12 protein-coding genes are annotated in these 15,400 nt (G+C 31.3%); 8 read left to right on the top strand and 4 right to left on the bottom strand.

Annotation, left to right across the window (positions count from 1 at the left end; genetic code table 11):
• Window positions 1-54: 54 nt before the first annotated feature.
• Entirely contained in the window at window positions 55-522 is a 468-nt protein-coding gene (gene menI / locus HMPREF3058_RS08445; RefSeq protein WP_002476703.1) for a 1,4-dihydroxy-2-naphthoyl-CoA hydrolase MenI, read from the top strand.
• 60 nt (window positions 523-582) lie between these two features.
• Here menI and HMPREF3058_RS08440 read toward each other — a convergent pair whose 3' ends face one another.
• Window positions 583-879 carry a HesB/YadR/YfhF family protein gene (locus tag HMPREF3058_RS08440; protein ID WP_002491342.1) on the bottom strand — a complete coding sequence of 99 codons (297 nt, stop codon included), beginning with the start codon at window positions 877-879 and terminating at the stop codon, window positions 583-585.
• 243 nt (window positions 880-1,122) lie between these two features.
• Window positions 1,123-1,731, bottom strand: coding sequence for a glycerol-3-phosphate 1-O-acyltransferase PlsY (gene plsY, locus HMPREF3058_RS08435; protein ID WP_002439653.1), 609 nt, complete (start codon window positions 1,729-1,731; stop codon window positions 1,123-1,125).
• 209 nt (window positions 1,732-1,940) lie between these two features.
• Here plsY and parE point away from each other — a divergent pair, with 209 nt between their 5' ends.
• The 6 genes from parE (at window position 1,941) to mprF (ending at window position 13,184) form a co-directional block, all read left to right on the top strand.
• Window positions 1,941-3,935: a DNA topoisomerase IV subunit B gene (parE, locus tag HMPREF3058_RS08430; RefSeq protein ID WP_162152154.1), complete on the top strand. Its 1,995-nt coding sequence runs from the start codon at window positions 1,941-1,943 to the stop codon at window positions 3,933-3,935.
• On the top strand, window positions 3,932-6,334 hold the full coding sequence (parC, locus tag HMPREF3058_RS08425) for a DNA topoisomerase IV subunit A (protein WP_002487212.1): 2,403 nt from the start codon (window positions 3,932-3,934) through the stop codon (window positions 6,332-6,334). Before parE ends, parC begins: the two co-directional genes overlap by 4 nt.
• 211 nt (window positions 6,335-6,545) lie before the next feature.
• On the top strand, window positions 6,546-8,003 hold the full coding sequence (locus HMPREF3058_RS08420; protein ID WP_002457494.1) for a glutamine transporter AlsT: 1,458 nt from the start codon (window positions 6,546-6,548) through the stop codon (window positions 8,001-8,003).
• A gap of 195 nt (window positions 8,004-8,198) precedes the next feature.
• Window positions 8,199-9,047, top strand: coding sequence for a glucose PTS transporter transcription antiterminator GlcT (gene glcT / locus HMPREF3058_RS08415; RefSeq protein ID WP_002457493.1), 849 nt, complete (start codon window positions 8,199-8,201; stop codon window positions 9,045-9,047).
• Between the two features lie 146 nt (window positions 9,048-9,193).
• Window positions 9,194-10,411 (top strand): AI-2E family transporter, encoded by a 1,218-nt coding sequence (locus tag HMPREF3058_RS08410; protein ID WP_002446374.1) that lies wholly within the window; start codon window positions 9,194-9,196, stop codon window positions 10,409-10,411.
• Window positions 10,412-10,661: 250 nt separating this feature from the next.
• Window positions 10,662-13,184: a bifunctional lysylphosphatidylglycerol flippase/synthetase MprF gene (gene mprF / locus HMPREF3058_RS08405; protein WP_002491328.1), complete on the top strand. Its 2,523-nt coding sequence runs from the start codon at window positions 10,662-10,664 to the stop codon at window positions 13,182-13,184.
• Between the two features lie 193 nt (window positions 13,185-13,377).
• Here mprF and msrA read toward each other — a convergent pair whose 3' ends face one another.
• Window positions 13,378-13,893, bottom strand: coding sequence for a peptide-methionine (S)-S-oxide reductase MsrA (gene msrA / locus HMPREF3058_RS08400; protein ID WP_002491330.1), 516 nt, complete (start codon window positions 13,891-13,893; stop codon window positions 13,378-13,380).
• Between the two features lie 135 nt (window positions 13,894-14,028).
• Here msrA and HMPREF3058_RS08395 point away from each other — a divergent pair, with 135 nt between their 5' ends.
• Window positions 14,029-15,018: an LCP family protein gene (locus HMPREF3058_RS08395; protein WP_070731360.1), complete on the top strand. Its 990-nt coding sequence runs from the start codon at window positions 14,029-14,031 to the stop codon at window positions 15,016-15,018.
• Window positions 15,019-15,080: 62 nt separating this feature from the next.
• On the opposite strand, the gene HMPREF3058_RS08390 is transcribed toward HMPREF3058_RS08395, so the two are convergent.
• On the bottom strand, window positions 15,081-15,266 hold the full coding sequence (locus tag HMPREF3058_RS08390) for a 2-hydroxymuconate tautomerase (RefSeq protein WP_001831035.1): 186 nt from the start codon (window positions 15,264-15,266) through the stop codon (window positions 15,081-15,083).
• Between the last annotated feature and the right edge of the window lie 134 nt (window positions 15,267-15,400).

Here is a 15,400-nt window from a genome sequence, read left to right as displayed (position 1 = left end):
TTATGTTATCCTTAATTGAAAGAATAAGTTAAAGTTGAAAGAAGGATTACTCCAATGATATACAGTTTGACTGAAATTGAAGCAAGATATCAAGAAACGGATAAAATGGGGGTTATCTATCACGGTAACTACGCAACATGGTTTGAAGTTGCGAGAACTGACTATATAAGAAAACTTGGCTTCAGTTATGCCTCTATGGAAGAACAAGGTGTTATTTCACCAGTTGTAGATTTAAAAGTGCAATATAAAAAATCAATTTACTATCCTGAAAAGGTTACAGTAAAAACATGGGTAGAAAAATATTCTAGATTACGTTCAACGTATTGTTATGAGGTTTATAATGAAAATGGAGAATTAGCTACGACTGGTTCAACAGAGCTTATCTGTATTAAAGCAGATACATTTAAACCCATACGCCTGGATAGATATTTTCCTGAGTGGCATGAGACTTATAGTAAGGTTAACCAGTTAAATAAAGAAGGTAAAGATGCTGAGGTTACGTTTGGCATTGATCATTTATAAAAAGAAGCGAAGTAGTTATTATCGCTTCTTTTTTGTAGTTAAATAATATTTATAATTATATTAATTTCGTTTGTAGATGATCTCATCTTCATGATTGATTGCATCTACAGTTAGTGTTTCACCTTGAAAATACCATAAATCTTTTTCCGCAATAACGACATTTATTTCGAAGAATGTTTGTTCAAAACCTATTTCAATAGCATCTTTATCTTCTACGGTGAACGCTGAACTAAATCCTTGTTTTAATTGGAATTCTCCTCCATATCTTACATAAAACTGAAGTACTTTATTATTTATAGGTAAATCCAATTCGTTTTTAAACCATTCTACTGCCTTTTGAGTTAAATTTATATTCATGGTCTTACCACCTCTCTTGTTTTAAATTTTCATTTATCTAAATTTTAAGGTCATGAGAGCACAATACATTTGATATGCTCTCTTATTGTAATCGAGTAAATATAAAATCATGAAAAAAATGATGAATCTTTTCAAAATTAAGTCTTTATTTTATTTTGCAATTAAGTTATTAATCGCTAATATATTAATAATGCCTGGAACATTGATTTGAAGTCCCAGGCTCTAAACAATTAGAAATTTAAGTTACATCCATTTAATTTTAGGTTCTTCGCCTTTAAAAATTCTAACTATATTAGATTTGTGTCGAATGATTAATATGATTGAAACAATGCCGCTAACAGCAAGTAAAATATAATCATGAATGATAATTGAACCGATTACACAACTAATTGCTGCAATGATACTTGATAAAGAAACATATTTAAAGATTTTTAATACACTAAAAAAGATAATTGCCAAGATAAGAAGTAAAATAGGATTGACACCTAATACAACTCCTGCACTGGTAGCTACTGCTTTTCCACCATTAAATTTCAGATATATTGGATACACGTGACCGAGTATTGCAAACAATCCTACTATTAAACCATTTGTGAAAAAGGTGCTTATAACACCATCCGCATGAACTGGGAACCATAGTGGAAAAAAGACTGTAATAAAACCCTTGAAAATATCTAAAAACGTAACTATAAATCCGGCTGGTCTTCCAAGAACACGAAAACTGTTAGTTGCTCCAGTATTTCCACTACCGTATTGTCTTATATCTTTTTTAAAAAATAATTTACCAATAATTAACCCACTTGGGAATGCACCAATCAGATAACTCAAGATTAACATGACGATGATCATCATAAAAACTTACACATCCTTTAGAAACTTAGCTTCATTCTACCACACTCAATATTAATTAGAACATTGTTAATTTAATTTAATTCAATAAAGTTACTCAAACAACTTAGTAATTTAAATGACACTTGCAATTTAGGTGAATTTATATAAGAATAACTATTGTATAGTTTTAATAACGAACGTACGTTTGTAGGAGGGCGAAATCATTGGCAATGAATAAACAAAATAATTATTCAGATGATTCAATTCAGGTACTTGAAGGACTAGAAGCTGTTAGAAAGAGACCTGGTATGTACATTGGATCAACTGATAAACGAGGATTACATCATCTTGTATATGAAGTTGTCGATAACTCCGTCGATGAAGTATTAAATGGTTATGGTGATGCAATTACACTAACAATTAATCAGGATGGTAGTATTTCTATAGAAGATAATGGTCGAGGTATGCCAACAGGTATACATGCGTCTGGCAAACCTACTGCAGAAGTTATATTTACTGTTTTACATGCTGGAGGTAAGTTTGGACAAGGGGGTTATAAAACATCTGGAGGTCTCCATGGTGTAGGTGCTTCTGTTGTAAATGCCCTTAGTGAATGGCTTGAAGTTGAAATTCATAGAGATGGTAATATCTACACCCAAAATTTCAAAAATGGTGGTATTCCAGCGACAGGCTTAGTAAAAACTGGAAAAACAAAAAAAACAGGTACTAAAGTTACATTTAAACCAGACTCAGAAATATTTAAGTCAACGACGACTTTTAATTTTGATATTTTAAGTGAGCGTTTACAAGAATCTGCATTTTTACTTAAAGATTTAAAAATTACACTTACTGATTTACGTAGTGGAAAAGAACGAGAAGAAATTTACCATTATGAAGAAGGAATTAAAGAATTTGTTAGTTATGTCAATGAAGGTAAAGAAGTATTACATGATGTTACTACATTTGCAGGGCATTCCAATGGAATAGAGGTAGACGTAGCATTCCAATATAATGATCAGTACTCTGAGAGCATATTAAGTTTTGTAAATAATGTTCGTACAAAGGATGGAGGTACTCATGAAGTTGGTTTCAAAACAGCGATGACTCGTGTTTTTAATGAATATGCACGTCGTATAAACGAACTGAAAGATAAAGATAAAAATTTAGACGGTAATGATATTCGTGAAGGTTTAACAGCGATTATTTCAGTACGTATACCAGAAGAACTTCTTCAATTTGAAGGGCAAACGAAATCAAAACTTGGCACTTCAGAAGCAAGGAGTGCTGTAGACTCTGTTGTTTCAGAGAAATTACCATATTACTTAGAAGAAAAGGGCCAATTATCTAAATCATTAGTTAAAAAAGCAATTAAAGCTCAACAAGCACGCGAGGCTGCTCGTAAAGCTAGAGAAGATGCACGCTCCGGAAAGAAAAGTAAACGTAAAGATACATTGCTATCAGGTAAGTTAACTCCTGCGCAAAGTAAAAATACTGATAAAAACGAGTTATATTTAGTTGAGGGTGATTCAGCGGGAGGTTCTGCAAAATTAGGACGCGACCGTAAATTCCAAGCTATTTTACCTCTTCGTGGAAAGGTGATTAATACAGAAAAGGCACGTTTAGAGGATATTTTTAAAAATGAAGAAATTAATACGATTATTCATACTATTGGTGCTGGTGTTGGTACTGACTTTAAAATTGAAGATAGTAATTACAACAGAATTATTATCATGACAGATGCTGATACGGATGGTGCACATATTCAAGTATTATTGCTTACATTTTTCTTTAAATATATGAAACCACTTGTTCAAGCTGGACGTGTCTTTATTGCGTTACCGCCTTTATACAAATTAGAAAAAGGTAAAGGTAAGAATAAAAAAGTTGAGTACGCTTGGACTGATGAAGAATTAGAAAATTTACAAAATCAATTAGGAAAAGGTTTCACATTACAGCGTTATAAAGGTCTTGGTGAGATGAATCCAGAACAATTATGGGAAACTACAATGAATCCAGAAACTCGAACATTAATTAGAGTTCAAGTTGAAGATGAAGTTCGTTCATCAAAACGTGTCACTACTTTGATGGGGGATAAGGTTGCCCCAAGAAGAGAGTGGATTGAAAAACACGTTGAATTTGGTATGCAAGAAGATCAAAGTATTTTGGATAATAAAGAAGTCCAAATACTAGAGAATGAAAAATATATTGAGGAGGAAACGAATTGAGTGAGATAATTCAAGATTTGTCACTTGAAGATGTTATTGGTGACCGATTTGGACGTTATAGTAAATATATCATTCAAGAACGTGCATTACCTGATGTACGTGATGGTTTAAAACCAGTACAACGACGTATACTATTCGCAATGTATTCTAGTGGGAATACGTATGATAAAAATTTCCGTAAAAGTGCGAAAACTGTCGGTGATGTTATAGGTCAGTATCATCCTCATGGAGACTCTTCAGTATATGATGCTATGGTGCGCTTAAGTCAAGATTGGAAGTTACGTCATGTTCTAATTGAAATGCATGGGAATAATGGTAGTATCGATAACGATCCTCCAGCTGCTATGCGTTACACAGAAGCTAAACTTAGTCAATTATCAGAAGAACTATTAAGGGATATTAATAAGGAAACAGTATCATTTATTCCAAACTATGATGACACAACTTTGGAACCAATGGTATTACCAGCGAGATTTCCTAATTTATTAATTAATGGATCTACGGGGATTTCTTCAGGATATGCTACTGATATCCCGCCACATAACCTTGCCGAAGTGATACAAGGTACATTGAAGTATATTGATCAACCTGATATTACAATTAATCAGCTGATGAAATATATCAAAGGGCCTGACTTTCCTACAGGTGGTATCATTCAAGGAATAGAAGGTATAAAAAAAGCATATGAGACTGGTAAAGGAAGGGTTGTCGTGCGTTCACGAGTAGATGAAGAACCTTTAAGAAGTGGACGTAAACAATTAATTGTGACTGAAATTCCTTATGAAGTGAATAAAAGTAGTTTAGTTAAAAGAATCGACGAATTACGTGCTGATAAAAAGGTTGATGGTATTGTAGAAGTTCGAGATGAGACTGATAGAACTGGATTACGAATTGCAATCGAATTAAAAAAAGATGCTAATAGCGAATCAATCAAAAACTATTTATATAAGAATTCGGATTTACAAATTTCATATAATTTTAATATGGTTGCTATTAGTGAAGGCCGCCCTAAGTTGATGGGATTACGTGAAATTATAGAAAGTTATTTAAATCATCAAATTGAAGTGGTTACAAATAGAACGCGCTATGACTTAGAGCAAGCTGAAAAACGTATGCATATTGTGGAAGGATTAATGAAAGCTTTATCTATACTTGATGAAGTTATTGCATTGATACGTAATTCTAAAAATAAAAAAGATGCTAAAGATAATTTAGTTGCAGAATATGACTTTACTGAAGCTCAAGCAGAAGCTATTGTCATGTTACAGCTATATAGATTAACAAATACTGACATTGAAGCTTTGAAAAAAGAACATGAAGAGTTAGAAGCTTTAATAAAAGAATTAAGAAATATTTTAGATAATCATGAGGCGCTTTTAGCAGTAATTAAAGATGAACTAAATGAAATTAAAAAGAAATTTAAAGTGGATCGACTATCTACAATCGAAGCTGAAATTTCCGAAATCAAAATTGATAAAGAAGTTATGGTGCCTAGTGAAGAAGTGATTTTAAGTTTGACACAACATGGCTATATAAAACGTACATCTACACGTAGTTTTAACGCTAGCGGTGTGACTGAAATCGGTTTGAAGGACGGTGACCGCTTATTAAAACATGAAGCCGTGAATACTCAAGATACTGTTCTTGTATTTACAAATAAAGGTAGATATTTGTTTATACCTGTTCATAAACTTGCCGATATCCGTTGGAAAGAGCTTGGTCAACACATATCACAAATTGTGCCAATAGATGAAGATGAAGAAGTGGTAAATGTATACAACGAAAAAGATTTTAAACATGAAGCCTTTTATATTATGGCTACTAAAAACGGCATGATTAAGAAAAGTAGCGCTTCACAATTTAAAACTACTCGTTTTAATAAACCACTCATAAATATGAAGGTCAAAGACAATGATAAACTTATTAATGTCGTTCGATTAGAGACTGATCAGTTAATTACTGTTCTAACGCATAAAGGCATGTCATTAACTTATTCAACTAATGAATTATCGGATACAGGCTTAAGAGCAGCTGGTGTTAAATCAATTAATCTTAAAGATGAAGACTATGTTGTTATGACAGAAGATGTGAACGACTCAGATTCCATAATAATGGTTACACAACGTGGTGCTATGAAGCGTATTGATTTTAATGTTCTTCAAGAAGCTAAACGCGCACAACGTGGAATCACTTTACTAAAAGAATTAAAGAAAAAACCGCATCGGATTGTGGCAGGTGCAGTAGTTAAAGAAAATCACACGAAATATGTTGTATTCTCTCAACATCATGAAGAATATGGTAAAATCGATGATGTACACTTATCTGAACAATATACGAATGGATCATTTATTATTGATACTGATGATTTTGGAGAAGTAGAAAGTATGATTCTAGAGTAAAAGTATATGCAATCACAAAATAAAATGATAAAATAAAAATTAATAATAGCAACTAAAATGAGCCCAAGGGATTTATGTCTAATTTGAACTATCAAAGTGATAATATACATTTATTGTTAATATGAATGTTTAATCTTTGTTAATGAAATTAAAGCATAAATCTCTTGGTGTATTTAAAACGATAAATTTAAGTGGATGAGAGGGATTCGTTTTGCAAGATTTCGATAACTTAATTCCTGGCTGGTTTAAAACATTTGTTCAAGTCGGGAATGACTTAATTTGGTCTCAATATCTTATTGGATTATTATTAACAGCAGGTTTTTTCTTTACAATTAGTTCTAAATTTATTCAACTCAGAATGTTACCAGAGATGTTTAGAGCATTAACTGAAAAGCCAGAAACTTTAAGTAGTGGTGAGAAGGGTATTTCACCATTTCAAGCTTTTGCGATTAGTGCTGGGTCAAGAGTAGGAACTGGAAATATTGCCGGTGTTGCAACTGCTATTGTTCTTGGTGGTCCCGGTGCAGTCTTTTGGATGTGGGTTATTGCTTTTATTGGTGCAGCTAGTGCATTTATGGAAGCAACACTTGCGCAAGTTTATAAGGTACATGACAAAGAAGGTGGGTTCCGTGGCGGACCAGCCTATTACATAACAAAAGGACTTAACCAAAAATGGCTTGGAATTGTATTTGCTGTTTTAATTACAGTTACATTTGCTTTTGTATTTAATACTGTTCAAGCAAATACAATTGCTGAATCATTAAATACTCAATACAATATTAGCCCTGTAATTACTGGAATAGTACTTGCAGTTATTACAGGTATTATCATTTTTGGTGGTGTTCGTAGCATAGCTACACTATCTTCACTTATTGTGCCTATTATGGCTATTGTTTATATAGGTATGGTTTTAATCATTTTATTACTCAATATAGATCAAATTGTACCTATGATTGGCACTATTATCAAAAGTGCATTCGGAGTTCAGCAGGTTACTGGTGGTGCTGTAGGAGCTGCTATTCTTCAAGGTATTAAACGTGGTTTATTCTCAAACGAAGCTGGTATGGGATCTGCACCTAATGCTGCTGCTACAGCTGCTGTGCCTCATCCCGTTAAACAAGGTTTAATTCAATCATTAGGTGTATTCTTTGACACTATGCTTGTTTGTACAGCTACAGCAATTATGATTTTATTATATTCTGGTTTACAATTTGGTGATAGCGCGCCTCAAGGTGTAGCAGTTACGCAATCAGCGTTGAACGAACATTTAGGTTCAGCAGGAGGTATTTTCCTAACTGTAGCAGTTACCTTATTTGCATTTTCATCTGTTGTAGGTAACTATTACTATGGACAATCCAATATCGAATTTTTATCTAACAATAAGATGATATTATTTATTTTTAGATGTTTTGTAGTACTTTTAGTATTTGTAGGTGCTGTTGCTAAAACAGAAACAGTATGGAGTACTGCCGATTTATTTATGGGTCTTATGGCAATAGTAAATATCATATCAATTATAGGTTTGTCGAATATAGCATTTGCAGTGATGAAAGATTATCAAAGACAACGTAAAGAAGGTAAGAGACCTGTGTTTAAACCCGAAAACTTAGAAATAAATTTATTTGGCATTGAGACTTGGGGACAACATGCAAGAATACCAAAAAAATAGTGAATAAATTAATAAAATAACGGCTTGATACATATCCCTTGACGTATCAAGCCGTTTTAATTTTTGGAAAGATTTAAAGTATTGATGTCATTAATTCAGTCTCTAAATAGCAGTAAAAACTTTCAAAATAGATTCCTTTTCAATTTAGGTATTAAGCATTATAATTTTAATAATGATATTAGAAAGGTGATTATGATGAGCAAGTATGTAATAACAAAAACACTCAATAATAATGTCATCATATGCACAAAAAATCATCAAGAGGTTGTTTTAATTGGTAAAGGTATTGGTTTTAATAAAAAGGTTGGTATGACAGTTCAAGAGAATGCTTCGATAGAAAAAATTTATAAATTAGAACAACAAGAGCAACAAGAACACTACAAAACACTTTTGGAGCTCGGAGAAGATCATGTTGTTCAAGCGGTGATAGACTCAGTTAATATTATCAATGAATCTGGTCTAATTACAGATGATAAAAATTTGGTTGTTGCACTTACAGATCACATCATTTATGCCTATAAAAGACTTAAGCAACATCAAATGATTACAAATCCATTTGTGATTGAAACAAAACATCTTTATAGTAATGCATACAATGTTGCTCGAAAGGTAATCGATAAATTAAATAAAACCTTAGACGTACATTTTCCAGAAGATGAAATTGGATTCATCGCATTACATATTGCATCTAACTCTGAAAAATTATCAATTCACGATATTTCAGTAATAAACAAGTTAATCAATAAGAGTATTACAATTATTGAAACTGATTTACAACATTCAATTGATAAACAAACTATACAATATCAGCGTTTTATAAGGCACATACAATTTTTAATATATCGATTAACTAAAGGTGAGTATTTAGAAGCACAAGAGAATTTTATATCGATGATAAAAACTATGTATCCACGTAGTTTTAATACGGCTTATAAAATATTAAAAATGATTCAACGTGAATTTAGTGTGTATGTATACGAAGCGGAAATAGTTTATTTAACACTACATATCAATCATTTTGAAGTTCAAATTAGTAGTAAATAAATCTTAAAATATTCTTTTAATAAGAAAAGTGACTTTAATGATTAGAGTATTGTTATTTGTGGTAAGATAAATATTGTGTTTTTAAGCTTATTTTTACAATAAAATTAAAAAGTAAATAGATGTATTTTTAAGGCGTGGTGAATTTAATGAAAAATGAAAAAGAAATAAATGGAAAGAAAAGCCATTTTTTTAGTTTGTCAGAGTCTAGATTTATGAGGTTTTTAGGCGGAAATGACCTTATTTATGCTTTAATTGCATTGGTTCTTTTAGGTATTGTCATTTTTATCTTTGATAAAATTTCATATGTCTTTCAACCATTTATTATTGTATTTAATACAATAGCAGCACCTATTATTGTTTCATTAGTACTATTTTATTTATTCAATCCTATTGTAAATATGATGGAGAGGTATCGTATTCCAAGACTATTAGGTATAACAATTATTTATGTTGCAATTGTTGGTATTATTACATTAATAGTTAATTTACTTATTCCAATTATTGGATCACAGATAGAAAGTTTTATCAAAAATACACCTAATTATTTACATAAAATTACGCGATCACTTGATAAACTTAATAATAATACAATTTTATCTGGTTATATGGGACAAGTGAACGAATGGTTAGAATCTGCTCAGAAAAAGATACCATCTATGGTTTCAGATTACTCAGATGGATTTGGATCTAAACTTGCAACTTTTGCTGAAGCAGTCGCGAATATCGGTATTGTTATTGGGACTACACCTTTTGTGTTGTTCTTTATGTTAAAAGATGGTCATAAATTTAAAGATTATACTACAAAAATTATGCCACCTAAATTTAGAAAAGATTTTCATGACTTGTTAGAAAAGATGAGTGTACAAGTTGGTTCGTACATTCAAGGTCAAATTATTGTGTCATTTTGTATTGGATTATTACTATTTATTGGCTATTCAATTATTGGTCTTAAGTACGCCTTGGTTTTAGCAAGTATTGCTGCAGTCACTAGTGTAGTTCCTTATTTAGGACCGACAATAGCAATATCGCCTGCGATTGTTATCGCGATTATTACTTCACCTTTGATGTTATTAAAGTTAGCTGTTGTATGGACGCTTGTCCAATTCTTTGAAGGTCACTTTATCTCTCCTAACGTTATGGGTAAAACATTGAAAATTCATCCTTTAACAATTATTTTCATTTTATTATGTGCAGGAAATTTAATGGGCATTGTTGGAGTGATTATTGGTATTCCTCTATACGCTGTACTTAAGGTATTGGTTTCACACATATTTATGTTATTTAAACGAAGATACAATCGCTACTATGGAAATGATGCTGGTGAGTACACTATCACTGAAGAAGAAAAAGGAATTAAACAATAATATATTAATTTAGACTGGAACAACAAAAAAACAATGTTCCAGTCTTTTTTATTTTAAATCACATACATTTACAATCATGATATGCTTAGTAATCATATGTTAAATGATTTTATTCAAATTAATCCCTCGGATGATGTGAAAATTGTATTACAATAATGTAAGGTTCATCTTGCTTATTGATATTCTATATGACATAGCTTTATGATATATTTTGATATATATCATATTGAATTAGAATCGAAGTGAAAACATGACACAAGAATTAAAAAGTAAATTACTTTCTTTTTTAAAATTTATTTTCGCCACTGCTTTATTTATCTTTGTAATTTTTACACTCTATAGAGAATTATCACATATCAATTTTAAAGAAACATTCATACAGTTTGGCAAAATTAATAGATTATGGCTCGTACTACTATTTGCTGGTGGGGGACTGTCACTCATTTTATTATCACTGTACGATATTATTTTAGTAAAGTCTCTTAAACTTAAAATGCCGATGATTAGAGTCTTTAGAGTGAGTTATATTATCAACGCCCTAAATTCTATAATTGGTTTTGGAGGGTTTATAGGTGCAGGTGTAAGAGCTTTTGTATATAAAAATTATACTAATGACACGAAAAAGCTTGTGCAATATATTTCTATTATTTTAGTATCTATGCTTACGGGATTAAGTTTATTATCTATCTTAGTTGTTCTGCGTATATTTAACGCTTCTCACATGATTGATGAAATTTCATGGGTACGTTGGATTTTATATATTGTTGCATTATTTTTACCTATCTTTATTTTCTATACCGTGGCACGACCTGTAGATAGAAATAATCGTTTTATAGGTGTTTATTGTACAGTTGTATCATGTGTTGAGTGGATGGCAGCAGCTACTGTATTATATTTTGCTGCATTGATTGTCGATATACATATCTCATTTATGACTTTTGTAGGTATATTTGTTATTGCAGCTTTATCTGGTTTAGTTAGTTTTATTCCAGGTGGTTTTGGCGCGTTTGATTTAGTCGTGTTACTAGGACTGAAATCACTTGGTATTTCTGAAGAAAAGATACTTCTAGCATTAGTTTTATATCGATTTGCTTATTATTTTGTGCCAGTGATGATTGCACTTATATTATCCTCATTTGAATTTGGAAATACTGCTAAAAAATATCTCGACAATTCGAAGTACTTTATACCTGTAAAAGACTTCACTTCATTTTTGAGATCTTATCAGAAAGATATTTTAGTTAAAATACCTTCATTTTCGTTAGCAATTTTAATATTTTTAACTAGTATTATTTTCTTTATTAACAATTTAACTATTGTCTATGATGGATTGTATGACGGAAATCATTTTGCCTATTATATTGCCTTAGCTATACAAACGGGTGCTTGTTTGTTACTTATTCTAAATGTAAGAGGTATTTATAAAGGCAGTCGTCGTGCAATAATTTATGCCTTTATTTCTATTATTTTAATTGCTAGTGTGACTATATATACTTATGCGTCATTTTTATTATTGTCATGGCTCATTATCATATTTGTGTTACTGATTTTAGCTTATCAACGTGCTCAAGTACTTAAACGACCATTACGCTTTAAAAAGTTGGCGTTTATGCTACTTCTTAGTATCTTTATTCTTTATTTAAATCATATTTTAATATCAGGAACTTTATATGCATTAGATGTTTATCATATTGAGATTGATACGTCTTTATTACGATATTACTTTTGGATGACCATTGTTATTATTATGCTACTCGTTGGCGTTATTGCTTGGCTTTTTGATTATAAGTATAAACGTTCTCATCACAGCGTTGATTTAACACTTTGCGATGAAATTATTCAAAAATACGGTGGTAATTATTTAAGTCACCTGGTTTATAGTGGTGACAAAGATTGTTTCTTTAATGAAAATAAAGATTCTTTTATTATGTATCGATATAAGTCCAATGCCCTTGTCGTTTTGGGTGATCCAATTGGCAATACTAAATCATTTGAGTCATTATTAGAAGCATTTTATCAGTTTGCTGAGTATCAAGGTTATGAAATTATTTTTTATCAAATAAGTGATCAATATATGCCTTTATATCATAATTTTGGGAATCAATTCTTTAAATTAGGTGAAGAAGCTATTATTGATTTAACAACGTTTACAACATCTGGTAAAAAACGACGTGGTTTTAGAGCGACGCTTAATAAGTTTGATGATTTAAATATCAATTTTGAAATTATTGAACCACCATTCACTCAAGATTTCTTTGATGAACTTAAATTTGTGAGTGATAAATGGTTGGATGGAAGAAGTGAGATGCATTTTTCTGTAGGTCAATTTACTCAAACTTATTTATCGAAAGCACCTATTGGAGTAATGAGAGATCATTCTGGCAAGATGATTGCATTTTGTAGTTTGATGCCTACTTATTCTAATAATGCAATATCTGTTGATTTAATTAGATGGCTGCCTGAATTGGATTTACCTTTAATGGATGGATTATATCTTCATATGTTGTTATGGAGTAAAGAAAAGGGGTATAAAGCATTTAATATGGGAATGGCGACACTCTCCAATGTAGGTCAATTGCATTATTCTTATTTAAGAGAGAGAATGGCGGGGCGTGTATTTGAACATTTCAATGGTTTATACCGTTTTCAAGGATTAAGACGTTATAAAGAAAAATATAGCCCCAATTGGGAACCTAGATTTTTAGTTTATCAAAAGCATTATTCTCTGTGGGAGAGTATGCTTAAAGTGATGAGAGTCATACGCCATAAATAATGAGTGTTTTAAACATTTATCTCTAAATATCCATAAATATAGCCTGGAACATCAATTGTTGTTCCAGGCATTTTTAATCTAAGGTAGTTGTTGACTAAATTGAAAAAATCTTTTTATCAAAAATCTACATTTATATTTTTTATTTTCAAGATGGAGTGATATATTCAAAATAAATCATGATCCAATCTATTATTTACATATGATTATCTTTGATATAATTAGCACGGTCTTGTTGTTCTTGTTTATAATGTTCAGGGTTCTTTTTGTAAAAATCTTGATGGTATGCTTCCGCTTCATAAAAAGTTGATGCCGGTAAAATTTTTGTTGCAATTGCTTTATCAGCGTTAAAACTATCTTGGAGTTCACATATATATTGTTCAGCTAACTGTCTTTGATGTTCATTTGAATAGAAAATAGCGGTCTTATATTGAGAACCTCTATCCTGAAATTGACCACCATCATCCAAAGGATCGATAACTGAAAAGAAAATTTCTAATAATTTATGATATGAAAATAGAGCAACATCATACTCAATTTTAACCACTTCATAATGCCCAGTAGATCCAGTTTTTACTTCTTCATAAGAAGGATTAACTAAGTGTCCTCCCATATATCCCGATGTGACTTTTTCGATACCATCGAATGTATCAAAAGGTTTAGTCATACACCAAAAACAGCCACCAGCAAAGTATGCAGTATTGATATTCATTTATGCCATCCTCTCATTGGACCTTAGTACCATTTATTAAAAAACTCTTGCAATTTGAATACTTTTTCTATAACGTTAATACATATTAATTATAGTATATAGATATGTAATTTTGAAGGTATAAGGTAGGTAAATATGACTGAACAGAAGGATATTAAAGAAACAGAGTATCGACGACAGAAAGGAACAACTTCGACACCTTCTAGGCGAAGAAATAAAAAAAGAATGCGGAAGTTACCTTTTATCATTTTAATCATCCTTATTATTTTAATTTCTATCATTGTGTATATTACCCATCAGTATAACAGTGGTATGAAGTATGCTAAAGAACATGCTAAGGATGTGAAAGTGCATAAATTTAATGGGAATATGAAAAATGATGGGAAGATTTCAGTTCTTGTCCTTGGTGCAGATAAGGCTCAAGGTGGCAAATCACGTACTGACTCGATTATGATTGTTCAATATGATTACGTACATAAAAAAATGAAAATGATGTCTGTCATGAGAGATATTTATGCTGATATTCCTGGTTATGATAAATATAAAATTAATGCCGCATATTCACTTGGAGGCCCAGAATTGTTAAGAAAAACACTTAACAAAAATTTAGGTATTAATCCTGAGTATTACGCTGTAGTAGATTTTACGGGATTTGAAAAAATGATAGATGAACTACAGCCTAATGGTGTCCCAATTGATGTGGAAAAAGACATGTCTGAAAATATAGGTGTGTCTTTGAAAAAAGGACATCATAAGTTAAATGGTAAAGAATTACTTGGTTATGCTAGATTTCGTCATGATCCGGAAGGAGATTTTGGTCGTGTGAGAAGACAGCAACAAGTGATGCAAACATTAAAACAAGAGTTAGTTAATTTCAATACAGTTGCAAAACTACCAAAAGTTGCTGGTATTTTAAGAGGTTATGTTAACACAAACATGCTTAACTCTGCGATTTTTCAAACAGGTATAAGTTTTGGAATTCGTGGAGATAAAGATGTGCAATCTTTGACAGTTCCTATTAAAGGAAGCTACCAAGATATTAATACAAATAATGACGGTAGTGCGCTTCAAATAGACTCTGAGAAAAATAAGCAAGCAATCAAAAATTTCTTTGAAGATAATTAAAAAATGAATCCCTGAAAGTAAGACAATTAATAATAATTGTTTTACTTTCAGGGATTTTATGTTTACTGATCAGATTTTCTTACGCCACCGACAGCATAATGATCTTTTCTCATTTCTTCAATGACCACGTGAATCGCTTCTTTATTTGCACCTGTAGTTTTTTCTACAGCATGAGTGACTTCCGTAACTAAATCCTTAAGTTGTTCATCAGAACGGCCTTCTAATAATTTCACATTAATGATTGGCATAATCAACATTCTCCTTTGCTATATAACATTGGCTCTTTTAGTATAGCATGAAAATGAGAAGAATGAATAAGAACAAATGTTCTTATTAGAATTGAAATAGAACAAGTGTTCTTATATAATGGTTTTGTAAGGGA

It is taken from the genome of Staphylococcus sp. HMSC068G11, assembly GCF_001815825.1.
Classification (GTDB): Bacteria; Bacillota; Bacilli; order Staphylococcales; family Staphylococcaceae; genus Staphylococcus; species Staphylococcus epidermidis.
This window is presented reverse-complemented; position numbering and strand designations above follow the sequence as displayed.